The organism is Arthrobacter sp. zg-Y916 (assembly GCF_020907385.1).
Classification (GTDB): Bacteria; Actinomycetota; Actinomycetes; order Actinomycetales; family Micrococcaceae; genus Arthrobacter_B; species Arthrobacter_B caoxuetaonis.
In genome coordinates, this window is the sequence record NZ_JAJJOD010000009.1 from 289,140 (window position 1) to 311,096 (window position 21,957).

Consider the following 21,957-nt stretch of genomic DNA (forward strand, 5'->3'; position numbering starts at 1 on the left):
CCAGACTAATGAATATGTAACGTCCGCTGCCTGTGGGGGGTCAGCGTGAAGTTGCTAATGAAGCCAGCGGCCCAACAGGCCGCTGGCTTCACCTTTTCCATCCTGTTGGAACGCGCAGGCTATTGGGCGTCCAGGTCCGTTTCCAGGATCTTGACCAGCTCGTCCAGCGCAGCGTCTGCGCCATCGCCTTCCGCCCGCAGGACAACCACGTCTCCGTGTGACGCGCCCAGGCTCATGAGGGAAAGCATGGACGAGGCATCCATTGCCTCTTCCGCAGAATCGCCTTCCATGGCGATCGTTACCTCCACCGGCTGGGCCGCGGCTGCTTCCGCAAAAAGTGAGGCGGGGCGGGCATGCAGTCCCACCCTGCTGGCGATGGTTGCTTGGCGTTCAGCCATTGGTATGTCCTTCCATTAGGTCATCAGGAATGCTTTACAGGCCGAGCTGCTCCAGGATGGGTAGCTTGCGCCTCACCTGGGTACGCCCCTCGGCTGCGGTTTCGGCGGCCAGGGCCAGTGCCGCCAGCTCCTGGGCCTGGGGGAGGGTCACGGAGGCCAGGACCGCACCCACGGTAGAAAGAGCCCGGGGAGTCATGGACAACGTGTTCACGCCCAGCCCGGTCAGCACGACGGCGAGGGCCGGGTCTGCCGCTGCTTCCCCGCAGACACCCACACTGCGCACAGTTCCGTCCACGTCCCCCGCTGCGGCACCGCCGGCCACGGTTGCGGCAATGAGCTGCAGGACAGCCGGCTGCCAGGGGTCGTTAAGGGACGCCAGTGTTCCGAGCTGCCGGTCGGCCGCCATGGTGTACTGCGTCAGGTCGTTGGTGCCCAGGGACGCAAACTTAACCCGCGACAAGACTGCCCTGGACATGATCGCAGCGGCAGGCACTTCGATCATGACGCCCGGCGTTGCCAGCCCTGCGGCGCCGCACATCACCGCGAAGTCGGCCGCTTCATCGGCGGTGGAAATCATCGGTGCCATCACCCATACATCCGATTCATGGGAACCGGCCGCCGCGGCAATCGCCTCCAGCTGCCTTGTGAGGACTCCGGGGGAGGGCCGGTCCGTACGGAACCCGCGGACCCCAAGTGCCGGATTGGGTTCGGTGGCGTCCGTCAGGAACGGCAGCGGCTTGTCCGCCCCGGCGTCCAGTGTCCGGATCACCACCTTGCGGCCCGGAAAGGCCTCAAACACTGCGCCGTAGGCGGCGACCTGCTCCTCAATGCTTGGTTCGGTGTCGCGGCCAAGGAAACAGAACTCCGTCCGCAGCAGTCCCACGCCTTCCGCCCCGGCCGCGGCTGCCGCTACGGCATCCTTGCCCGAACCCACGTTGGCGAGCAGGGGGACGCGGTGGCCGTCCGACGTCGTACCCACTCCGTTGAAGGCTGGAAGGGAGCCCCGTGAGGCGTACTTCTGTGCTGCCTCGCGTTCGGCAACTCCGGGGTTCACGACGACTGTCCCTGTGGCGCCGTCCAGGTAGATTTCTGCACCGTCAACGATCGAATCAGCGCTCGCTGCTCCCACGACGGCGGGCAGGCCGAGGGACCGGGCCAGGATGGCGGTATGCGACTGCGGGCCGCCGCCGCTGGTGACGAGTCCGATCACCAGTGCCGGGTCGAGTGTCGCAGTGTCCGCCGGTGCCAGTTCCTCTGCGGTCAGGATGAAGGGAACGTCCGACGCCGGTATGCCGGGCGCCGGCAGGCCGTCCAGCTCGGCGACGATGCGGGCACGCACGTCCAGCACGTCCTGGGTCCGCTCTGCCATGTACCCGCCCAGGCTCTGAAGCATGGAAGCGACCTCCAGGCCTGCTTCCCAGATGGCCCGGTCGGCTGCCATCCCGTTGTTGATGTGCTTCCCGGCTGCCTTGAGGAGCATGGGGTCCGTTGCCATCATCGCGGTCGCATCAAGGACGGCCTTGGCATCGCCTGAAGCCGCTGCAGACCGGCGCTTGAGGTCTTCGCGCACGTTTTCCGCGGCGTCCTTCAGGCGTGCCTTTTCCCCGTCCACGGAACTGCCGGGCCCGAACTTGAGGCCGGCATCCGGTTCCGGAACGGGCGGCGGCATCCGCAGAGACGGGCCCAGCACCCGGCCCGGGCTGACTCCGATTCCCTTGATGGTGCGCATTAAAGTACCTCTCTGTGGGTCCCGCGGTTCCTAGGCAACAATGGGTTCCGTCGTGTTCTTTGGCGATGTTGCCCGTTTCAGGCCGACCAGGACAAGCGCGCTGACGACCATGCCGGCGAGGATTGCGACGATGAACATCAGGATGTTCCCGATTGCAAAGAAGACGAAGATCCCGCCGTGGGGTGCCTGCGACGTTACTCCCGCGGCCATGCAGATTGCACCGGCAGTAGCTCCGCCCAGCATGGTGGAGGGGATAACCCGCAGCGGATCGGAGGCTGCGAAGGGAATCGCGCCTTCCGAAATGAATGCCGCGCCCAGCAGCCAGGCGGCCTTGCCGTTCTCCCGGAGGGCCATGCTGAACTGGCTCTTGTCCAGCACGGTCGCCAGTGCCATGCCCAGCGGCGGAACCATGCCTGCGGCCATGACCGCGGCCATGATCTGCCAGGGTGCCTGGTTGTCGAAGGCGCCCTCGCTCAGCCCGGCTACGGCAAAGGCGTAGGCCACCTTGTTGATCGGTCCGCCGAGGTCGGCGCCCATCATCAGGCCCAGGATCACGCCCAGCCCCACAGCGGCGACGCCGGTCAGGCCGGACAGCCAGTCGTTCAGGGCCAGTGTCAGCGCGGCGATGGGTCCGCCAAGGACCAGTAGCAGCAAACCGGACGCTATGAGGGAGGCGAGGAGCGGAATGATAACCACCGGCATAAGTCCGCGAAGCCAGCTTGGGACCTTCCAATGCCCCACCCACATGGCTACGTAACCGGCCAACAAGCCGCCGGCGATGCCGCCGAGGAAGCCTGCATCCATGTACACGGCCACGGCGCCTGCCGTGAACCCGGGTGCGATGCCCGGGCGGTCCGCCAGGGCGTAGGCGATGTAGCCGGCCAGGGCCGGGACAAGGAAAGCCAGGGAGATGTTGCCGATCTTCCAGAAAACCGCTCCCAGATAGGCCACCAGCCCCTCGGGCGGAAGGTTGAAGAGCCCAGTTCCGTCAAGCATGTTATCGCCGTTGGCAACCCCGGCGTCGTCGGAGAGCGAGAGCTCATAGCCGCCGAGCAGGAAGCCGAGGGCGATCAGCAGGCCGCCGCCGGCGACGAAGGGGATCATGTAGCTGACGCCGGTGAGCAGGGCCCGTTTGAGCTGCCCGCCGAAGTTCTCTCCGCCCGAAGATGCCCGCTCCTCGCCGCCGCCTCCGCCTCCGGAAACCTTCCGGGAATTGGGGTCCTTGGCGGCTGCCAGGGCTTCGTCGATCATCACGCCGGGCTCGTCGATGCCTCGCTTGACGGGGCCGCTGACCACAGGCTTTCCGCCGAAGCGGCCCTTGTCCCGGACATCCACGTCAACGGCGAAAATCACCGCCGAGGCGTTCTTGATCACCTCGGGGTCCAGCGGGGTGGAACCTGCCGATCCCTGGGTCTCGACCTGCAGGTCTATGCCGCGTTCAGCTGCGGCTGCAGCGAGCGAATCCGCGGCCATGTAGGTATGGGCAATTCCTGTGGGACAGGCTGTGACTGCCACGAGGCTCTCCGGCCTGGGACCGGACGCCGACGCCGGTTCGTCTCCTGCTGTTGCGGTTCCGCCGCCGCCGCTCACGGTCCCCGCGGAGTTTTCCGAGCCTGCTCCGGCGCCTGCGGGGGTGGCGCCTGCTGCGGCACCTCCGGCAGCCGCTGCAGATGCTCCGCCTGGATGGTCTGCGGCGGATGCACCGGATCCGGCGTCCGTGGAGCCGGTGGCGGGAGCCGGGGTTGTCCGGGGTGCCGGTCCCAGCCCCAGTGCACCGTCCACGAGTTCCACGACCGCCTGGGGCGTTGCTGCGTTGCGAAGGGCTGATGTGAAGTCCTTCTTGATCAGTGACCGCGCAAGTTTTGCCAGCAGCTGCAGGTGTTCCTGGTCGGCGCCTTCAGGAGCGGCGATGAAGAACACGATGTCAGCCGGGCCGTCCTTGGCGCCCCAGTCCACCGGAGGTTTCAGCCGTGCCATGGCCAGGCTCGCCTGGGTGACGGCGGCGGATCGACAGTGTGGAATGGCTATCCCGCCCGGTACGCCCGTGGCGGTTTTCTGCTCACGGGCCATCGCATCCCCGAAGAGCTCGTCAAAACTGGTGGCCCGGCCGGTGGCCACGACCTTTTCGGCAAGGTGGCGGATGACCTGCTCACGCGTTGTGCCCAGGTCCTGGTCGAGGGTTACCAGGTCTGGAATGATCAAATCTGACATCAGTCTTGCTCCTTAGGCATGGTTGATGCAGGACCGCCCCGGGGAATTACGGGCGGAACCGGATGCAGTTCGAGTGGACTGACCGTCACCGCCCCCGGTTCGGTTTGCTCCATCGAAGGCACGGTGGAGCCAGGAAGGGACGCAGCTGCCGCGCCGTGGGCGACAGCTTGGCGCAGGCAGTCAGGAGGAGCCTGTCCCGCCGTCGCCGCCAGGAGGTACCCGGCCAGCGAAGAGTCACCCGCACCGACCGTGGACCGCGCAGCCACGGGCGGACGGGTAGCCAGCCAGGCGCCGTCGCGAGTTACCAGCAGGGCGCCCTTTGCACCCAGCGTGGCCAGGACAGCGCCGACTCCGCGCTCGATCAGTGTCATGGCGGCGCTCGCCGCCAAGGGAGGGTTCGCTTCGAGTTCCTCGCCGGAGGCGATGCCTGTGACCTCGGAAAGTTCCTCGCCGTTGGGTTTGAGCAGGTCCGGGGCGGCATCATGGAGCAGCGCTCCCAGCAGGGGAACGCCGGATGAATCGATGGCAAGCAGTGGTGCCGCTGCACCGAACCGTTCGCGGACGGCGCGGGCGGCGACCGCGTAGAAGTCCGCCGGAAGACCCGGCGGCAGCGAGCCGGCCAGCACCAGCCAGCTTGCCGGCATGGAATCCCCGGGGCCGGCGCAGGCATCCACTGTGAGGGCCACAAGGCTCTCCAGCAGGGACGTGTCCAGCGCCGGTCCGGGAAGGTTGACCTTCGTGGTGGTGCCGTCCGGCTCGGTCAGCGTCAGGTTAGCCCGGAGGGCAGTACCGATGGGGAGGTTGCGGTAATCAATGTCCGCCGCACGGAGCCCGGCCATGACGGGATCCGAGTCGTCACCGGGCAGGACTGCAATGCAGTCAGTGCCGGAGGCTTTCAGCGCCCGGCAGACGTTTACGCCCTTGCCGCCGGATTCCTCGTGGCTGCCAGCGGCCCGTTGGACAGCCCCGCGCATCAGGGTGCCGGCGAGTTCAATCGTCCTGTCGAGGCTCGGGTTGGCGGTGAGCGTCACTATGGCGCCCCGGTTCATTGCTGCGTACATGTGCCCCCGTAATCAGTGGCCGCGGCGCACGGGTATGCGCTGTCCTGCAACGGTAGATTCCTGTCCAACCCATTTGCAATGGCTTCCCGGAAGGCCGGTCCGCTGCGTCCCCAAACGCCGCGGCGAGCACTGGCGCCCCCTAGTCTGGAGTCATGCACCACGTTCTCTGGTCCGCTCCCGAAAACGAGCGCACGGGCACCCACCTGCTGGTCATGCTGCACGGGTACGGCTCTGACGAGGCTGCCATGGCCGGGCTCTTTGGCCGGCTGCCCGCCGGATTTACCTGTGCTGCGCTCCGCGGGCCGTTCGACGTCGGCGGGCGCTTCGGCTGGTTCCTGCTGGATCCGCTGCTGGCGTCGGAACCGGCTGAGGTGCTGGCGGCCGGATCCGCACTGCTGGCGACCATCACGGAGCTGCAGCAGCAGGGAACGTTCACCGGCGTCTCGCTGCTGGGCTTCTCACAGGGGATGGCCATGGCCGTGACAGCCTTGCGGTTGAGGCCTGCGGCGTTTACCTGCGTTGTCGGCCTGTCCGGGTTTGTGGTTCCCAGTGAACTGCTCGCCATGGCGGAACCCCTGGCGGACCCCGTGCCCTTCTTCTGGGGAAGGGACCGCGAGGACTGGGTCATCCATCCCGACGCCGTGCTTGCGGCCGAATCCTGGCTGGCTGCCAACACCTTCCTGACTGCGCGCACCTACCCCGGCATGGGGCACCGGATAGGTGCGGACGAAGTGCGCGACATAGGTGTTTTCCTGAACAGATTCGTGCGGAACACAAAAAAATATAAGCTCCCTGATTAAGCCTCTGACTAGGCACGATGTTCCTAACGGCGGTTATTTTGGGGCTATTCGAGTTCGCGTAAGGTTACTTATGAAGTAGGCTTAGGGAAAGCGTTGCCCACAGGCAGCGCGGACTTTCACTAGTCACTCACACAGCAAGGAGTATTCACATGGGTATCATTGCTTTCCTTATTCTGGGACTTATTGCAGGCGCCATTGCGAAGGCTCTGCTTCCGGGACGCCAGGGCGGCGGATGGATCATCACCATGGTCCTCGGCGTCGTTGGCGCCCTGCTGGGCGGTTTCATCGGTAACGCGATCTTCGGCATTGGTCTTGAGGAATTCTTCTCGATCCAGACGTGGCTCGTAGCCATCCTCGGCTCCGTGATCGTCCTGCTGGTTTACGGCATGATCACCAAGCGCGGTGCTCGGGCCTAGTAAGGCACGGCTGCGGGTTCTGCCCGCAGCCAGGAAACGGGCCCACGGATTTGCTTCCGTGGGCCCGTTCTCTTTTAAGTCCGCTCGCGTAGGCTGATGGGCGGACATCGGCGATTGTAAGGAGCGTTCATGGGCTTCAAGACCAACAGTGCACTGCGGCTTGCAGGCGGTGCCGTCTTCGACCGTGACGGCAGGCCCAAATCACACATTGCCCGGGGCATCGAACGGGCCGTGGAAGTCCAGCGGCCACTGGTCCTTGCCAACATCCGCAGGCTGCAGCGCAGGCACCCCGACGCGTCCGCCGCGGAACTCGTGAAAATCCTGGAACACCACTACCTCGCAGCCGTCGCCGGAGGCGGAGCGGCAGTGGGTGCGACGGCTGTAATCCCGGCGGTTGGTACTGCTGCCGCGCTGGGCCTCTCCGCAGCCGCGACCGTTGGCTTCCTCGAAGCCACGGCCCTGTATGCCCAGTCTGTCGCTGAGATCCACGGCGTTAGGCTCCAGGACCCCGAGCGCTCGCGGACCGTGGTCATGGCCATCATGCTCGGTGAAGAGGGCACTGCCATGATGCAGCAGCTCGGCAAGGGCCAGCCGTGGGGCAACGCCCTCGGCGGCGCCTCCTCCGGGATGCTGGGCAGCCTCGGTGCGACCATCCGGCGCCAGTTCATGAAGAAGATGCTTGCCCGCCAGGGATCCGTCATCATTGGGCGGGCGCTGCCACTGGGGGTTGGCGCCGTTATTGGCGGGGCCGGCAACTACACGATGGGCCGGTCCGTCATCAAGGCAGCCCACCGCGCGTTCGGTGAGGCACCCGAGTCCATTCCGGGAGAGCTTGCCGAGGAAATCCAGGCGCTCCCTGACAAGCGGCCGGCCTAGCCGAAAACCGCGTGCGCGACGGTAAAGATGGCCAGGCCGGCGAGTGAGCCGACCACTGTGCCGTTGATGCGGATGAACTGCAGGTCCTTGCCGACCTGCAGTTCAATCTTTTCCGAGGTCTCCTCGGCATCCCAGCGTTCCACCGTTTCCGTGATGACGCCGGCAATGTCCTTGCGGTAGGTCCGGACCAGGTAACCCGCGGCATCAGCCACCCAGGCGTTGACCTTGGCGGCCAGCTCCGGATCGCTGACCAGCCGCGTGCCAAAGTCCTGCACGGCTGACTTGAAGTTGGTGGTCAGTTCGCTGGCCGGATCGTCAACGGCCTCGGCCAGGGCGTTCTTGATGGTGCTCCATGTCTGGGTGACCAGTTCCTTTACCCGCGGATCATCCAGCACCTGTTCCTTGATGCGCTCGGCCTTGGCCATGGCTTCCGGATCATGCTGCAGGTCGTTGGCCAAGCCGCGCAGGTAGTCATCGAGCGCCCGCCGTACCTGGTGGTTCGGATCGTCCTGCACAGCTTCGAGGAAGCGGGTGAGCTCTACCTGGACACGCTCACCGACCAGGTCGTCCAGGAAGCCGGGAACCCATGAGGGCGAGCGTTCCGACACCAGCCGCGAAACTACGTGGGGATTCTGTTCAACCCATTCGGTGAGGCTGTCCACGAGCAGATCGACCAGTTTGTGGTGGTGCCCTTCATCGAGTACCTTCTCAGCCATCCGTCCCACCGGAGGCCCCCACGGGACGTCAACCACGTGCCTGCGGAAGATGGACTCAAGGACTTCCCGGACTGCCTCGTCGTCGAGCACCCGCAGGAGCCCGCGGATCGCCGCCGCGCCTTCAGCGGCCACCCGCGCGGCGCTCTCCGGCCGGGAAAGCCAGGCTCCGGCCCGTTCGGCAACTCCGATCGAGGCCAGTTTCGCTTCGACGACCTCGTCCGAGAGGAAGTTGTCCTCCACGAAGTCGCCCAGCGTGGCACCGATCTGGTCCTTGTTGCGGGGAATGATGGCCGTGTGCGGGATTTTCAGGCCCAGGGGATGCTTGAACAGTGCAGTGACGGCGAACCAGTCCGCCAGGGCACCCACCATGCCGCCCTCGGCGGCGGCACGCACGTACTGCAGCCAGGGGTACTGGTCCTGGAGGGCGAATGCGAAAACGAAAATGATGCCCAGGATCACCAGCAGGCCGGTGGCCACCAGCTTCATCCGCCGCAGGGCAGCGGCTTTGACGGCGTCCTTTTCCAGCAGCGGCGTGCTCATGGGCGCACCTCCGGAACAAACCGGCACCGCAGGGGCGGGAGAACACGCCGGGCAGTAGGGTTCAAGGACGTCAGGCAAGCGGACATTCAGGCAACTCCCAAAACTTAGGTGCGGTCCTGCGAAGTCCAGGCACCGGGGTTTTTCCCGCGGTGCCTGTGTGGACCGGCACTGCCATCTAACCAGCCCCGGGTCCCTGCGCGCCACGCATCGCGCCGGGGTGCGGACCGCCCGGGGACTGTCGGTGATCTCGCGTAGGCTGGATCCAGTTCCCGAACAGCGCACCGGAAGGTCCTGCATGCGATCCCTCATCTATGCCCACCGGGGTTCCAGCGGCGAGTACGCCGAGCACACCCGCGCCGCGTACCTGCAGGCCCTGGCCGACGGCGCTGACGGGCTGGAGTGCGACGTCCACCTCAGCAGTGACCGGCAGGCCGTGCTCATCCATGACTCCACAGTGGACCGGACCTCGTCCGGCTCCGGCGCCGTCGCGGGTATCACCCTTGACCAGCTGCGGCTGCTGGACTTCAGCGCCTGGAAGGGCGTTGTCCTGCCGGAAGGGTTCGGAACGGCAGCAGAGCAGCTGCTGTCCCTGTCCGATCTGCTGGACCTGCTCTCCGGCGTCGAGCGGGAAATCGGGCTGGCCATCGAGTTCAAGCAGCCGGGTCCGTTTGGCCTGGAACTGGAGGACACCGTCCTGGCGTTGCTCCGCTCACGCGGCTGGGACCCTGAAACCTCGCGGCTGGGATCGGTCACTGTGAGTTTCATGAGCTTCAGTCCCGAATCCGTCCAGTATCTGCTGGGAATTGTTCCCGCAGGGTTCGTATGCCAGCTGCTGTCCGACGTCGACGACGCCGCTGTTGCCGAGGCCGCGGCGCTGCTTCCCGCAGGATCGGATGCTGCCGGCGTGCTGCACGGCGCGCTGGCCGCCGGCGAGCAGCTGCTCACGGACGGCAGTGCCGGCATCGCCGGGCCGGGCGTGGAGTACCTGCGGGCCCACCCCGAGCGGGTAGCGGCCTGGGCGGACGCCGGCCGGACCGTACGGGCCTGGACCGTGGACACCGAAGCCGATGCCACCGCCGCCTTCGCGCTGGGAGTCCGCGAGTTCACGACGAACTATCCGGCACGCCTGCGGGAGGTTCTTTCCAGGCTCGACGCCGCCGTGCAGGCACACTAAGGCTGCGCACCGGACCCATAGGCGGCTGCCGGGAGCGTGTGGTTGAGTGGTGCAATGGCCACTCCAATCGAGGACTACGCCCTGCTTTCGGACCTCCACACCGGCGCCCTGGTGTCGCGGAACGGAAGCATTGACTGGCTCTGCCTTCCGCGGTTCGATTCGCCCTCCGTCTTCGGTGCCCTGCTCGGCAGCAAGGACCACGGCCGGTGGCTGGTGGCCCCCTCCGCTCCGGGCGCACGGGTGCTGCACCGGGCCTACCTGGATTCCACCTTCATCCTGCAGACCCACTGGCGGACGGACTCCGGGGAAGTCCTCGTCACGGACTTCATGCCGGTCAAGGACCGCAGGGCCTCCGTGGTGCGGCGGATCGAGGGCCTGAGCGGCCGCGTAGAGATGCGCCAGGAGCTCGAGGTCCGCTTCAATTACGGCACCACCGTCCCGTGGATGCGCCGCGACAGGCAGGGCGGTGCCGAGCGGCTGCTGGCCATTGCCGGGCCCGGTGCCATGGTGCTCCACGGAGGCAACATTCCGCACGGCAGCGACCATCACCACACAGGAAGCTTCATCGTCGGAGAAAAGGAGCAGGTGGACCTGGAGCTGGTGTGGTATCCCTCCCACCGGCCCGCCCCCAAGCGCAACGACATTGACGCCTGCCTGGCCTCCACAACTGCCTACTGGCGGAACTGGTCGGGGCTCTGCGTTGACAGCGCCCGCTACCAGGAACCGGTGCTGCGCTCACTGCTGGTGCTCCGGGCGCTGACCCATGAGGACACCGGCGGCATAGTCGCTGCTCCCACCACGTCACTGCCGGAGGAGTTTGGCGGTACGCGGAACTGGGACTACCGCTACTGCTGGCTGCGGGATGCGGCCCTCACCCTCGAAGCAATGATGACCCACGGGTACTCGGAGGAAGCCCTGCACTGGCGCAACTGGCTGCTGCGGGCGGTGGCGGGGGATCCGGATGACCTGCAGATCATGTACGCGGTGGACGGCGGCCGGGACCTCCCCGAGCGCATCCTGACGCAGTTCACGGGCCATGCCGGTGCCGTCCCCGTGCGGATCGGAAACGGAGCAGTTGACCAGTACCAGGCCGACGTCGTCGGCACCGTCATGGTGGCCCTCGCCCGCCTGCGGGACCGCGGGATCCAGGAAGACGGTTTCTCCTGGCCGCTGCAGCGGGCCCTGCTCGGGTTCCTGGAACGCCATTTGGAGGACCCGGACCACGGGATCTGGGAGGTTAGGGGGGAGCCGCGCTTCTTCACCCATTCGCGGGTGATGATGTGGGCTGCCTTCGACCGGGCTGCACGCGCTGCCAGCCAGGACGGGCTGTCCGGGCCGGTGGAAATCTGGGAAGCCCTGCGGGACGGACTGCGGGCGGAGATCATGGACAAGGGCTACGACGCCGGCCGCAATACCTTCGTGCAGTCTTACGGGAGCTCGCTGCCGGACGCCGCCCTGCTCCAGCTGCCGCAGGTGGGGTTCCTGGACTATGACGATCCACGGATGCTCGGGACCGTGGAATTCCTGGAACAGGAACTTCTCAATCCTGCCGGGCTGCTGCTTCGCTACCGCAGCGAGTCCGGCGTCGACGGTCTGGAGCCGGGCGAAAACCCCTTCCTGGCCTGCAGTTTCTGGCTGGTGGAGCAGTATGCCCGGACTGGCCGGAGCGCCGATGCCGGGGCCCTGATGGACCAGCTTGTAGGGTATGCGAACGAGGTAGGGCTGCTCAGCGAGGAATATGACACCAGCGGTGACCGCATGGCGGGGAACTTTCCTCAGGCGTTTTCCCATCTGGCCCTGGTGCGCGCTGCCGACGCGATCCAGTCGGCGCCGGCCGCCGCTCAGCAGCCGAGCCACCAGCCGGTTCCACCGATGGAAAGAAGCTTATGAACAAGCAGTCCGCCTCAGCCGCTGCCCTGGCCGCGCTGCTCAGCGTCAGCGCCGTCAACCACTTCCGCAGCCCGGGGTTCTACGCGCAGGTGGTGCCGCGGAGCCTCTGCCGGGACAAGCAGGGCCGGTTTGGTGTCCTGACGCGGAGCCAGTGGATCAGCACCAGCGGTGCGGCAGAGATTGCCGCCGCAGCGGGTTTGCTGGTTCCGGCCACCCGCCGGGCCGCGGCCACAGGCACGGCACTGATGTTCGCCGCGTTTATTGCCGGCCACGTCAGTGCGCTTGAGCGTGCCTTTGGGGAGCGGGGCTCGGACCGAGAGCGGGTCATCCACAGCCTGCGGTTGCCCCTCCAGCTTCCGCTTATCCGCTGGGCCTGGAGCCTCAGGAAGGCTTAAATGCTCCCGCCCGCCCCTGGAAGGGACGGGCGGGAAACGCGGTGGGGAGCTAGTTCAGCCCCGGCTGGAAGACCACCTTGATGCAGCCGTCTTCCTTCTTCTGGAACTTCTCATACAGCTCAGGGGCTGCCTCCAGCCCTGCCCGGTGGGTCACCAGGTCCAGTACCCCCAGCGGATCGGCGGGGTCCTCGACCAGCGGCAGCAGGTCATCCACCCAGCGCTTCACATTGGCCTGGCCCATGCGGAAGTTGAGCTGCTTGTCGAACATGGTCATCAGCGGCATGGGGCTTGCCGTGCCGCCGTAGACGCCGCTTAGCGAGATCGTGCCGCCGCGGCGCACGGCGTCGATGGCACTGTGCACAACGGAGAGGCGGTCCATTCCCGCAGTCTCCATGGCTTTCTGGGCCAGCGCATCAGGGAGCAGGCCCACGGCTGCCTGGGCGAAAGCGCCCACGTGGGAGCCGTGTGCTTCCATGCCCACGGCGTCCACCACGGAATCCGGGCCGCGGCCCTGCGTCATCTCCCTCAGCTCATCGCCAAGGTCCTTGGAGAAGTCCAGCACTTCAACGCCGTGGCGTGCTGCCAGTTCCCGCCGCTCCGCCTCGGGTTCGATGCCGATGACCCGGTAGCCCAGATGTGTGCCGATCCGCGCCGCGAACTGGCCCACCGGGCCCAGCCCGTAAACGGCAAGGGTGCCGCCGTCGGGCACGTTGGCGTACTGCACGCCCTGCCAGGCGGTGGGAAGAATGTCCGAAAGGAAAAGGTACTTGTCGTCCGGGCCTTCGGAGCTGACCTTGATGGGGCCGTAGTCGGCGTGCGGGACGCGCAGGTACTCGGCCTGCCCGCCCGGAACGGAACCGTAGAGTTCGGAGTAGCCGAAAAGCGCCGCGCCGGAACCCTTTTCGCGGACCTGGGTGACCTCGCACTGGGTCTGGAGGCCCTGGCGGCACATAAAGCACTGGCCGCAGGCGATCTGGAAGGGGATGACCACGCGGTCGCCGGGCTTGAGGTTGGTGACGGCGCTGCCGACCTCTTCGACAATGCCCATGGGCTCGTGGCCCACGATGTCCCCGGCGTTCATGTACGGGCCCAGGACTTCATACAGGTGAAGGTCCGAACCGCAGAGTGCGGTAGAGGTGATGCGGATGATGGCGTCCGTCGGCTGTTCGATCACCGGATCCGGTACTTCTTCGACGCTGACCTTGCGCTTGCCCTGCCATGTGACTGCCTTCATGCTGCCTCCTGCTCGTTTGCTGCGGGATACGTTGCCCCATCCTGCCAAATTTATAAGGCTGCTGACAATTAGGCGGCGTGGCGTGCGGAAACCCGGGGGGACTGCAGAAGGCAGGCTGCGCCCTTAGCTCAGTCGGCGGAACGCTTTCGGATCGCGCTGCAGGAAGGCCATGTCGAAGGCCTGGTCGTTGGTGAGCGGCGGGCCCTGCTCGGGGGAGGCGGCATGCCCGCAGGCGGGCAGGCGGGCAGGCAATTGGATCGAGACGGTGGTGTGTCCGGTGCCCAGGGGTACTGAGGGGATTTTATCCGCTAGGACAAGCAGTTCATCCAGTGCGGACGCGTCCAAATGGTGCGCCTTGGACAGGTTGACGGTCACATGGGCACCCAGCGAGGCGGTGTTCCGGAGGATGTCGAACAGGTCCAGGCACGTCTCCGCGGCCAGGCAACCGCGCACTTCGACGCACGCTGTTGAGCTCTTAGTGTCGATTCTTACCAGTACCCGCAGGCTGTGCTCCATGCCAACTCCACGCACGAGGGATTCCGCGGCTTCTGCTTAACCTGTCCTGAAATATAGCAATGCTTATGGTCACCTGTCGCCCCCCGGGAGGCCTTCGGGAGTCTTTGCCTAAGTACCCGCCGGTAGGTTTGATCCGCTGGTCAAAGCGTGGTTCTTATTCCCGGCCCGCTGCTAGGACTGTCTCCGCTGTTGCCTCGGCAATGGCTTCCTCCTCATCGGTGGGGACCACCAGTACCTCAATGGCCGAGTCCGCTGTGCTGATGCGCCGGGTGTCCTTGGAGGGCGAGGCGTTCGCCTCTTCATCCAGCCGCACGCCGAGCGCACCAAGATGCTTTAGGACCCTGGCCCGGTAGGGGTCGTCGTTCTCGCCGATTCCGGCGGTGAAGACGATCGCCTTGGCGCCGTCCACGGCCACGTGGTAGGCGCCGATGTACTTGGCCAGCCGGTACGCAGAGATTTCCAGCGCTAGCTCAGCCTGCCCGTTTCCTCCGTCAGCCTCAGCCGTAAGTTCCCGCATATCCGCCGCCCCGCCCAGGGCCAGGAGCCCCGACTCGCGGTTGAGCAGGTCATCCAGCTCTTCGGCCGTGTACCCCTCTCGTTCCAGGAACACCAGGACCGAGGGGTCGATGTCCCCACTGCGGGTTCCCATCACAAGTCCGGCCAGCGGGGTGAAGCCCATGGAGGTGTCGATGCTGCGCCCCTCCTTCAAGGCGGTAACGGACGCGCCGTTGCCCAGGTGCGCCACGATGCCGTCGAACCGGTCTACCGGTATGCCGAGGAATCCCGCCGCGATTTCACTGACGTACGCGCAGCTGGTGCCGTGGAAGCCGTAGCGCCGGATGCCGTACCGGCGGTAGAGGGCCTGCGGAATGGCGTAACGCCACGCGCGCTCCGGAAGTGTCCGGTGGAACGCCGTATCAAAGACGGCGACCTGGGGGACACCCGGGTACTGTTCGGCGACTGCACGGATTCCCATGGCGCTCGCCGGGTTGTGCAGCGGCGCCAGGGGGCTGAGGCGCTCGATTGCGCGGGTGATTTCGTTGTCTACCAGTACCGGCTGGCTGAAGCGCTCGCCGCCGTGCACCACGCGGTGCCCTACCGCATCGATCCGTTTGTCACCCATGGCATCGCGCACCTGCTCGCTCAACAGCAGCATTGCCGTGTGGTGGTCCGGAACGTCCCCTTCGCCGATCCGGGCAATGAGGCCCTTGGCCAGGACTTCACGGGTGTCCGTGTCGCGGACCTGGTACTTGAGTGAAGATGAACCTGAATTGACCACCAGAATCAGCATTTAGTCCTCCTGTGCCTGTACGGCTGTAATAGCCACGGTGTTCACGATGTCTTCAACCGTGCAGCCGCGGGAGAGATCATTGACCGGTTTGCGCAGGCCCTGCAGGATCGGTCCGACGGCGACTGCGCCGGCCGACTGCTGCACCGCCTTGTACGTGTTGTTGCCGGTATTCAGGTCCGGGAAGATAAACACCGTCGCCTGGCCCGCGACGGTCGATCCCGGTGCTTTCGACGCCGCCACGGACGCGTCCACCGCGGCGTCGTACTGGATTGGACCCTCCACCGGCAGGTCCGGGCGCTGCGTGCGGACAATTTCGGTTGCCTGCCGGACCTTTTCCACAGCGCCGCCCTTCCCCGAGGACCCGGTGGAGTAGGAAAGCATGGCTACCCGCGGGGTAATGCCGAACTGTGCCGCGGTCGCAGCGGAAGCCAGGGCGATGTCAGCAAGCTGTTCGGCATCAGGCTCCGGATTCACTGCGCAGTCGCCGTAGACCAGGACCCGGTCCTGCAGCAGCATCAGGAAGACGGAGGAAACAATCTTCACTCCGTCCTTGGTGCGGATGAACTCCAGCGCCGGGCGGATGGTGTTGGCCGTTGTGTGCGCCGCACCGGACACCATTCCGTCGACGCGGCCCAGCTTCACCATCATGGTTCCGAAGTATGCCCCCTGGAGCATACGTTCGTGGGCGTCCTCCAGCGTGACGCCTTTATTGGCGCGCAGCTGCTGGTACTCCCGGGCGAAGTCGTCCCGCAGTCCGCTGGTTGCCGGATTGATGAAGGTTATTCCGCTCAGGTCGATGCCTTCGCTGGCAGCCAATTCCCGGACCTGCATCTCCGGGCCAAGGATGGTCAGCGCGCAGACATCGCGCCGGCGCAGGATCTCCGCGGCGCGGAGGATCCTCAGGTCCAGGCCCTCTGGCAGGACTATATGCTGCCGGTTTGTCCGGGCGCGGACAATGAGCTCGTTCAGGAAACGCAGAGGAGTGGTCTTCTCCGGGCGGGGAAGCTCCAGCCGCTCCAGGAGTTCCTTCTCATCCACGTAGCGCGACCAGACGCCGAGTGCGGCAGCAACCTTCCGCCGCTGCCCGGTGGCGATCTCCCCGCGTACCTGGCTCACGTCGCGGGCCGCCGCATAGGTGTCGCTGTCCACAGCGAACACCGGGAAGGGTGCCTGCGCCAGCAGGGCCAGGATGCCGGGATCCACGGGAAGCCCGCCGGTGAGGATCATGCCGCTGGGAACAGGGAACTCGGAGGAGAAGGAGGACGCGAGGGCGGCCACCATGACGTCCGCACGGTCGCCCGGGGCGATCACGAGCGAACCGTCCGCTAGCTGGGTGATGAAATTCCCCACGGTCATGGCTGCGACTTTGACGCCGGTCACGTCCCGCTCCAGCGACGTGCTGCCGGCAACCTGCCGGGCATTCAATGCCTTGGAGACCTCAGAGACGGATGGCTGCGAGATCTCGTTCAGCTCGGGCAGCACGTAGACCGGGCGGTGTGACGCCCCGGGCCGGACATGTGCCCGGATTTCATCGACGGCGGACTCCGCGGCCCGGTTGACCATCATCGCCAGGATGTCGCATTTCGCGGCAGTCAGCTCGCGCCGTGCCACGTCCACCGCGTCCGCTACTTCTTCGATGCCTACGTCCAGGCCGTTGACGACGGCGATGACCACTGCCCCAAGGTTGTTGGCGAGACGGGCATTGAGGTCAAACTCCAGGGCGACGTCGTGCCCCGAGAGGTCCGTCCCTTCGACGATGACGACGTCGCAATTCGCTGCGATTTCGCTGTAAATTGCCATGCACCGCGCGTCCACTTCGCCGCGTTCACCGGCTACCAGGAGGGCGCGGAGTTCCGGGCGGGTCAGCCCGCCGCGGCAGTTGGAAGTGCTGAGGTTGAAGCGGCGCTGCATCAGGCGGACCACCGGATCGTCGTCGCGGTCCGTTCCCTCAACGATCGGGCGGAAGAATCCCACCCGGTCTGCGTGCCGGTGCAGCATGTCGGCCAGGCCCAGGCTGATCAAAGACTTGCCGGATCCGGGAGTCATGGCGCTTACATAGATACCTCGGGCCATGGAACTGTCCGATCTCTAGGACGGCACCCGCACCGGGGACTTCTGCACGGGCTGTCCCCATCCTCCCAAAGCGAAGTGCACTTCGCTACCGGCCTTCCGCCTACACTTGTATCGTCCGCACTTCTTGCGGCCCGCGAGCCGCTCCCAAGCAACCGCTAAGCAACACAGCAAGGACGAAACGCAGTGAGTCTGTTCCGCACCAAACCCATTGAGCAATCGCTTGCCGACGCCGATGAGGAAGGCCGCCGGCTCAAACGGTCCCTGACCACCTGGGACCTGATGATCATGGGCGTAGCCGTCGCGGTGGGCGCAGGCATCTTTTCGGTCGGCGCCAAGGCAGCCGCACAGTTCTCCGGACCGGCAGTGACGCTGTCCTTCATCCTGGCCGCGATCACCTGCGCGCTGGCCATCATGTGCTACGCCGAGTTCGCCACGGCCATCCCCGTGGCCGGTTCTGCTTACGTGTTCACCTACGCCACGATGGGTGAGCTGATCGCCTGGATCATCGGCTGGAACCTGATCCTGGAACTGTTCACGGCCGGGGCAGTCATCGCCAAGTACTGGGGCATCTACCTCAGTGAAGTCTTCGCGCTGATCGGCTGGAACATCCCGGCCACGATTTCCCTTGGCCCGGTAGACATGACGTGGGGCCCGTTCCTGATCGTGGCGCTGTTCACCGTCCTGCTGGTCATGGGAACCAAGCTTTCCGCCCGGGTCGGCAACGTCTTCACCCTGATCAAGATCGGCGTCGTGCTCTTCGTGATCGTCGCCGGTTTCTTCTACATCGACTTTGCGAACTACACCCCGTTCATCCCGGACTCCGTTTCCACTGAGGCCGCCGGTTCCGAAGGCGTGATGGCGCAGTCGCTGTTCTCCTTCTTCACCGGGGCCGCGCCAGCGCAGTACGGCATGCTCGGTGTGTTCGCCGGAGCCGCAGTCGTCTTTTTCGCGTTCATCGGGTTCGACGTCGTTGCTACGTCCGCTGAAGAGGTCAAGGATCCGGGACGCACGCTTCCGCGCGGCATCTTCGCCGGCCTTGCCGTCGTGACCCTGCTGTACATCGGCGTCTCGCTGGCGCTGACCGGCATGGTGTCCTACAAGGAACTCGCGTCCGTGGAGGCCCCGAACCTGGCCACGGCATTCGCTCTGGTCGGCAATACCGGCGCAGCCCAGATCATCGCGATCGGCTCGCTGATCGGCCTCACCACCGTCATCATGGTGCTGCTCATGGGCCTGGCCCGGGTGGTCCTGGCCATGTCGCGCGACGGCCTGCTGCCGCGCGCGCTGTCCAAGACCAGTTCCAAGCACGCCACCCCGGCCCGGCTGCAGATCCTCTGCGGCGTCCTGGTGGCCCTTGTAGCCGGATTCACCCAGGTGGACCTGCTCGAGGAAATGATCAACATCGGCACCTTGTCCGCGTTCGTTGTGGTCAGCGCCGGTGTCCTGGTGCTGCGCCGCAAGCGTCCGGACCTGAAGCCCGCCTTCCGGGTACCTTTCGGGCCCGTGCTTCCCGTCCTGTCGACGCTGCTGTGCCTGTACCTGATGACGAACCTGTCCGTGGAAACCTGGATCTACTTCATGTTCTGGCTGGCGGCCGGCTTTGCCCTCTACTTTGTCTACGGCCGCCGCCGTTCACGCCTGAACCCGAAGAACCAGGTCCCCGCAGCGGCTGCCGATGGAAAGCCCGGGGAGCAGATCACGGACTAGGGAGGTCTGCGCCCGGAGCCTGCGATGTTCTGGTTTTCCGCCGTCAGTGGCAGACTGGGCGCATGCTAGTAGCCTTCTCAGTTGCTCCCTCCGGCACCGGCCCGGAAACCGGCCCGGGCGGTCCTTCGGCCGACGCTTCGGTCCACGACGCCGTTGCCGCGGCCGTGAAAATCGTCCGCCAGTCCGGCCTGCCGAACCGCACGGACGCCATGTTCACCACCATCGAAGGTGAGTGGGACGAGGTCATGGATGTGATCCGCCGCGCCACGGAAGCGGTGGGCCGGTACGGCAGCCGCGTTTCCCTGGTCCTGAAGGCGGACATCCGGCCGGGGCACACCGGGGAACTGACCGGCAAGGTGGAGCGGCTGGAACAGGTCCTCGCCGAGGAGGACGAATACCGGGGGCACTCCTAGCCCGCCGGACCGGAAACAACGGGCTCTCCCGAAGCCTAAGCTGGATACATGAGCTTTATGCGCGTCCGGCCGGCGGAGAACTGAATGGGCAGGAAACGTCCCGGCAAGGCGGCACCGAATGAGGTGCCGGATGCCGGCACCGGGCCGGTGCCCGGCCGCCACGAAATCGATACCGGGACCTGCGAGCTGCTGCCTGACCAGTATTCCGCCACAGGCTGGCTGCTGAAGATCAACGGCGTGCATTCCTCGCACATCGACCTGGCGAACCCGCGCGAACTGGACTTTGAGTACATGCGCTGGATTGCGGCGGTGGTGGAGTCCCGCTTCCCCGAAGAGATCCGGCTGCGGGCCCTGCACCTGGGCGGCGGAGCCTGTTCCCTGGCGCGCTACTTCGCCGCCGTCTATCCGGAAGCCCGGCAGGTCGTCGTCGAACTGGACGGCAAGCTGGCTGAACTGGTGCGCGGGTGGTTCGACCTGCCCAGGGCTCCGCTGATGCGGCTGCGCGTGGGAGAGGCCCGCGAAGTCACTGAATCACTCAGCGAAGACAGCCGGGATGTGCTGATCCGGGACGTCTTCGCAGGGGACAAGACCCCGCTGCCGCTGACCTCAGCCGAATTCCTGGTCCATGCCAAAAAGGTGCTGGCAGCGGACGGCCTGTACGTGGTCAACTGCGGTGACTCCCCGGACCTGCGGATGGCCCGCCGCGAAGCCGCGACCATTGCCGCCGCCTTCAGCCACACGGCTATCGTCGCTGATCCGGCGATGCTGAAGGGCCGCCGCTACGGAAACATCATCATCGCCGGCTCGGATGTCCCCTTCGCCCAGGACGCGTCACTGCCGCGGCGCCTGCTGGGCGGCGCCCTGCCTGCGCAGCTCTGGGACGACAAGCTGGTCCGGTCCTTCGCCGGCAGCTCCAAGGTGATCCACGACGCCGAGGCCCCGCGCACGGTGCGGCCGGCGTAGCTCCCTGCCTGCAAAAACGGGTGCCCCGGCCGCATTGGCCGGGGCACCCGTTTTTTGTGCGCTTTGTCTGCGCTTTGTGTCCGGCAGGGACTAGATGATGCCGAGTGCGGCTTCGATCGGTCCGACGCAGAAGAACAGCACGAAGGCAGCGGAGACAACCCACATCACCGGGTGGATCTCCTTGGCGCGGCCCTGGAAGATGCGGATCAGCACGTAGGAGACGAATCCGGCGCCCAGCCCGTTGGCGATCGAGTAGGTGAACGGCATGAGCACGATCGTCAGGAAGGACGGCAGCGCCAGGCCAATGTCGGTCCAGTCAATCTTGGCCACCTGGGAGACCATGAGGTAACCGACGACTACGAGCGCCGGTGCCACGGCTTCGAACGGCACCAGGTAGATCAGCGGCGTCAGGAACATTGCTGCGAGGAACAGCAGGCCCGTGACGATCGAGGCCAGCCCGGTTCGTGCACCTTCACCGATGCCGGCGCCTGACTCAACGAACAACTGGTTGGAGGACACGCTGGCACCGCCGCCGACGATGGCGCCGGCTGCGTCCACGAGCAGCACCCGCTCGGTGTTCGGGATGTTGCCGTCCTTGTCGATGCTGCCGGCCTCGGTGGAGAGTCCGACCATGGTGCCCATGGCATCGAAGAAGATGCTGAGCAGGATGACGAAGGCCAGCAGGGAGGCGCCGATGACGCCAAGCGTCTCGAACGATCCGAACAGGTTGAAGTTGCCGATCAGGGACAGGTCCGGAGCAGCCCATTCGGGCATGCTGGGGGTGACCAGGGACCAGCCGGTGGCAACGCCTGCGCCCTGGTTTCCGGGAGGCGCGACGGCTTCGATGATGACGGCCAGGACCGTGGAGGCCAGGATGCCGATGAGAATGGCGCCGCGTGTCCTGCGGGCCATCAGCACGATGGTCAGGACCAGTCCGAAGACGAAGACGAACGTGGGCCAGCCAAGCAGCACTCCGCCTGCACCAAGTTCGACCGGAACGGTGGTCCCGGCGACGTCGGGGATGCGGCGGACGAAGCCGGCGTTCACGAACCCGAGCAGGGCGATGAACAGGCCGATGCCCGCCACGATGGCAGTCTTGAGGCTCGCGGGGACTGCCTTGAACACCGCCGTCCGGAACCCTGTCAGCACCAGGATGAACATGGTGATGCCGGCGAGGACCACCAGGCCCATCACATCCGGCCAGGTGAGGTTCTCGTTGGTGGCAACGGTAGCGGCTACGAAGGCGTTGACGCCGAGGCCTGTGGCCATGGCAAAGGGGTGCTTGGCCCAGGCGCCCATGACGATGGTCAGGACACCTGCCACGAGTGCGGTGGCCGCGGCAATCGCCGGCCCGCCAAGGGCACGGCCGGAACCGTCCTCGCCGCCGAGGATAAGCGGGTTCAGCACCACGATGTAGCTCATCGCGAAGAACGTGGCCAGACCGCCGCGGACCTCGGTAGCTACCGTGGAACCCCGCTTGGAGATCTCGAAATACCGGTCCAGCCTGGAACCTTGTTTGAGCATGACGGCTTTCCCTCTGAATATGTTCTGGTT

The 21,957-nt window shown here is 65.9% G+C and carries 19 protein-coding genes; 9 read left to right on the top strand and 10 right to left on the bottom strand.

The window, feature by feature from the left end; all coding sequences use genetic code 11:
* Positions 1 to 119: 119 nt before the first annotated feature.
* Genes LOC59_RS14775 through LOC59_RS14790 form a run of 4 tightly spaced genes read right to left on the bottom strand, consistent with a single transcriptional unit; the run spans position 120 to position 5,399 of the window.
* On the bottom strand, positions 120 to 398 hold the full coding sequence (locus LOC59_RS14775) for an HPr family phosphocarrier protein (RefSeq protein WP_227896544.1): 279 nt from the start codon (positions 396 to 398) through the stop codon (positions 120 to 122).
* A 34-nt stretch (positions 399 to 432) separates the two neighbouring features.
* Positions 433 to 2,127, bottom strand: coding sequence for a phosphoenolpyruvate--protein phosphotransferase (gene ptsP / locus LOC59_RS14780; protein ID WP_229972780.1), 1,695 nt, complete (start codon positions 2,125 to 2,127; stop codon positions 433 to 435).
* A gap of 30 nt (positions 2,128 to 2,157) precedes the next feature.
* On the bottom strand, positions 2,158 to 4,338 hold the full coding sequence (locus LOC59_RS14785) for a PTS fructose transporter subunit IIABC (RefSeq protein ID WP_227915813.1): 2,181 nt from the start codon (positions 4,336 to 4,338) through the stop codon (positions 2,158 to 2,160).
* Positions 4,338 to 5,399 carry a 1-phosphofructokinase family hexose kinase gene (locus LOC59_RS14790; protein ID WP_229972782.1) on the bottom strand — a complete coding sequence of 354 codons (1,062 nt, stop codon included), beginning with the start codon at positions 5,397 to 5,399 and terminating at the stop codon, positions 4,338 to 4,340. Before LOC59_RS14790 ends, LOC59_RS14785 begins: the two co-directional genes overlap by 1 nt.
* A gap of 152 nt (positions 5,400 to 5,551) precedes the next feature.
* Between LOC59_RS14790 and LOC59_RS14795 the strand changes: the two genes are divergently transcribed.
* The 3 genes from LOC59_RS14795 (at position 5,552) to LOC59_RS14805 (ending at position 7,491) form a co-directional block, all read left to right on the top strand.
* The gene (locus LOC59_RS14795; RefSeq protein ID WP_229972784.1) at positions 5,552 to 6,199 is read left to right on the top strand and encodes an alpha/beta hydrolase; all 648 of its coding nucleotides are present in this window, start codon (positions 5,552 to 5,554) and stop codon (positions 6,197 to 6,199) included.
* Positions 6,200 to 6,348: 149 nt separating this feature from the next.
* The gene (locus tag LOC59_RS14800; protein WP_229972786.1) at positions 6,349 to 6,615 is read left to right on the top strand and encodes a GlsB/YeaQ/YmgE family stress response membrane protein; all 267 of its coding nucleotides are present in this window, start codon (positions 6,349 to 6,351) and stop codon (positions 6,613 to 6,615) included.
* 129 nt (positions 6,616 to 6,744) lie between these two features.
* Entirely contained in the window at positions 6,745 to 7,491 is a 747-nt protein-coding gene (locus LOC59_RS14805; protein WP_227896550.1) for a hypothetical protein, read from the top strand.
* Here LOC59_RS14805 and LOC59_RS14810 read toward each other — a convergent pair.
* On the bottom strand, positions 7,488 to 8,747 hold the full coding sequence (locus tag LOC59_RS14810) for a DUF445 domain-containing protein (RefSeq protein WP_229972788.1): 1,260 nt from the start codon (positions 8,745 to 8,747) through the stop codon (positions 7,488 to 7,490). The two genes, LOC59_RS14805 and LOC59_RS14810, sit on opposite strands and share 4 nt — an antisense overlap.
* A 295-nt stretch (positions 8,748 to 9,042) precedes the next feature.
* Between LOC59_RS14810 and LOC59_RS14815 the strand changes: the two genes are divergently transcribed.
* The 3 genes from LOC59_RS14815 to LOC59_RS14825 are packed head-to-tail and all read left to right on the top strand — an operon-like array spanning position 9,043 to position 12,206.
* The gene (locus LOC59_RS14815; RefSeq protein WP_227915805.1) at positions 9,043 to 9,921 is read left to right on the top strand and encodes a glycerophosphodiester phosphodiesterase; all 879 of its coding nucleotides are present in this window, start codon (positions 9,043 to 9,045) and stop codon (positions 9,919 to 9,921) included.
* 36 nt (positions 9,922 to 9,957) lie between these two features.
* Positions 9,958 to 11,811 carry a glycoside hydrolase family 15 protein gene (locus LOC59_RS14820; protein WP_227915803.1) on the top strand — a complete coding sequence of 618 codons (1,854 nt, stop codon included), beginning with the start codon at positions 9,958 to 9,960 and terminating at the stop codon, positions 11,809 to 11,811.
* On the top strand, positions 11,808 to 12,206 hold the full coding sequence (locus tag LOC59_RS14825; RefSeq protein WP_227896554.1) for a DoxX family protein: 399 nt from the start codon (positions 11,808 to 11,810) through the stop codon (positions 12,204 to 12,206). Before LOC59_RS14820 ends, LOC59_RS14825 begins: the two co-directional genes overlap by 4 nt.
* 49 nt (positions 12,207 to 12,255) lie before the next feature.
* Here LOC59_RS14825 and LOC59_RS14830 read toward each other — a convergent pair whose 3' ends face one another.
* The 4 genes from LOC59_RS14830 to pta all read right to left on the bottom strand — a co-directional run bounded on the left by LOC59_RS14830 (position 12,256) and on the right by pta (position 17,320).
* Positions 12,256 to 13,440, bottom strand: coding sequence for a zinc-dependent alcohol dehydrogenase (locus tag LOC59_RS14830; protein ID WP_227896555.1), 1,185 nt, complete (start codon positions 13,438 to 13,440; stop codon positions 12,256 to 12,258).
* Positions 13,441 to 13,563: 123 nt separating this feature from the next.
* Positions 13,564 to 13,956: a hypothetical protein gene (locus LOC59_RS14835; RefSeq protein ID WP_227896556.1), complete on the bottom strand. Its 393-nt coding sequence runs from the start codon at positions 13,954 to 13,956 to the stop codon at positions 13,564 to 13,566.
* A gap of 154 nt (positions 13,957 to 14,110) precedes the next feature.
* Positions 14,111 to 15,247 (bottom strand): acetate/propionate family kinase, encoded by a 1,137-nt coding sequence (locus LOC59_RS14840; protein ID WP_229972792.1) that lies wholly within the window; start codon positions 15,245 to 15,247, stop codon positions 14,111 to 14,113.
* Complete coding sequence (pta, locus tag LOC59_RS14845; RefSeq protein WP_227896558.1) at positions 15,248 to 17,320, bottom strand: phosphate acetyltransferase; 2,073 nt, start codon at positions 17,318 to 17,320, stop codon at positions 15,248 to 15,250.
* 183 nt (positions 17,321 to 17,503) lie between these two features.
* Here pta and LOC59_RS14850 point away from each other — a divergent pair, with 183 nt between their 5' ends.
* The 3 genes from LOC59_RS14850 to LOC59_RS14860 all read left to right on the top strand — a co-directional run bounded on the left by LOC59_RS14850 (position 17,504) and on the right by LOC59_RS14860 (position 20,403).
* Positions 17,504 to 19,027: an amino acid permease gene (locus tag LOC59_RS14850; protein ID WP_227915795.1), complete on the top strand. Its 1,524-nt coding sequence runs from the start codon at positions 17,504 to 17,506 to the stop codon at positions 19,025 to 19,027.
* Positions 19,028 to 19,089: 62 nt separating this feature from the next.
* On the top strand, positions 19,090 to 19,440 hold the full coding sequence (locus LOC59_RS14855) for a thiamine-binding protein (RefSeq protein WP_227896560.1): 351 nt from the start codon (positions 19,090 to 19,092) through the stop codon (positions 19,438 to 19,440).
* An 84-nt stretch (positions 19,441 to 19,524) separates the two neighbouring features.
* Positions 19,525 to 20,403, top strand: coding sequence for a spermidine synthase (locus LOC59_RS14860; protein ID WP_229972794.1), 879 nt, complete (start codon positions 19,525 to 19,527; stop codon positions 20,401 to 20,403).
* Positions 20,404 to 20,493: 90 nt separating this feature from the next.
* Here LOC59_RS14860 and LOC59_RS14865 read toward each other — a convergent pair whose 3' ends face one another.
* Positions 20,494 to 21,927 (bottom strand): NCS2 family permease, encoded by a 1,434-nt coding sequence (locus LOC59_RS14865; protein WP_227896562.1) that lies wholly within the window; start codon positions 21,925 to 21,927, stop codon positions 20,494 to 20,496.
* Positions 21,928 to 21,957 lie beyond the last annotated feature (30 nt).